This is a genomic window from Vibrio sp. 1978, from assembly GCF_033344345.1.
The window spans coordinates 1-934 of the sequence record NZ_JAWPOP010000210.1 but is presented as its reverse complement, the minus strand read 5'-3'; the positions used below and the strand labels follow the sequence as shown (position 1 = coordinate 934).

8 tRNA genes are annotated in these 934 nt (G+C 47.5%); all 8 read right to left on the bottom strand.

Annotation, left to right across the window (positions count from 1 at the left end):
* Positions 1 to 4: 4 nt before the first annotated feature.
* The 8 genes from R8N49_RS25605 to R8N49_RS25570 all read right to left on the bottom strand — a co-directional run bounded on the left by R8N49_RS25605 (position 5) and on the right by R8N49_RS25570 (position 933).
* Positions 5 to 89, bottom strand: a tRNA-Leu gene (locus tag R8N49_RS25605).
* A 53-nt stretch (positions 90 to 142) separates the two neighbouring features.
* A tRNA-Gln gene (locus R8N49_RS25600) sits at positions 143 to 217 on the bottom strand.
* A gap of 50 nt (positions 218 to 267) precedes the next feature.
* Positions 268 to 352: transfer RNA gene (locus tag R8N49_RS25595), tRNA-Leu, on the bottom strand.
* 29 nt (positions 353 to 381) lie between these two features.
* Positions 382 to 466 (bottom strand) — tRNA-Leu (locus R8N49_RS25590).
* 40 nt (positions 467 to 506) lie between these two features.
* Positions 507 to 583: transfer RNA gene (locus tag R8N49_RS25585), tRNA-Met, on the bottom strand.
* A 22-nt stretch (positions 584 to 605) separates the two neighbouring features.
* Positions 606 to 690, bottom strand: a tRNA-Leu gene (locus tag R8N49_RS25580).
* 53 nt (positions 691 to 743) lie between these two features.
* Positions 744 to 818 (bottom strand) — tRNA-Gln (locus R8N49_RS25575).
* A gap of 30 nt (positions 819 to 848) precedes the next feature.
* Positions 849 to 933: transfer RNA gene (locus tag R8N49_RS25570), tRNA-Leu, on the bottom strand.
* Between the last annotated feature and the right edge of the window lies 1 nt (position 934).

The following is a 934-nucleotide window of genomic DNA, read 5'->3' as shown; positions in this document are numbered from 1 at the left end:
ATAATGGTGCGGAAGGAGAGACTTGAACTCTCACACCTTGCGGCGCCAGAACCTAAATCTGGTGCGTCTACCAATTCCGCCACTTCCGCAACTTAATCTATAGATATCAAGATAATTGGTAAAATCTCAATATCGTTGTATATGGCAGGGCTACCTGGATTCGAACCAGGGAATGGCGGCATCAAAAGCCGCTGCCTTACCGCTTGGCGATAGCCCTACAGCGTAAATAGTCAAAGACTACTTAACCTCTCTTATCGAGAGAAAGAATGGTGCGGAAGGAGAGACTTGAACTCTCACACCTTACGGCGCCAGAACCTAAATCTGGTGCGTCTACCAATTCCGCCACTTCCGCGTATTCTGATAGTGTAGATTAATTTAAGATGGTGCGGAAGGAGAGACTTGAACTCTCACACCTTGCGGCGCCAGAACCTAAATCTGGTGCGTCTACCAATTCCGCCACTTCCGCATCTATTCCTAACTGCTCTGATAAAAAGAACATTTAGGAATGGTGGCTACGACGGGATTCGAACCTGTGACCCCATCATTATGAGTGATGTGCTCTAACCAGCTGAGCTACGTAGCCATTTTAAAACTTTGATCAAGAATGGTGCGGAAGGAGAGACTTGAACTCTCACACCTTGCGGCGCCAGAACCTAAATCTGGTGCGTCTACCAATTCCGCCACTTCCGCAACTTGATCTGTAGATATCAAGATAATTGGTAAAATCTCAATATCATTGTATGTGGCAGGGCTACCTGGATTCGAACCAGGGAATGGCGGCATCAAAAGCCGCTGCCTTACCGCTTGGCGATAGCCCTACATTGCTCTAATAAAAGAGACTTTAATAATGGTGCGGAAGGAGAGACTTGAACTCTCACACCTTGCGGCGCCAGAACCTAAATCTGGTGCGTCTACCAATTCCGCCACTTCCGCA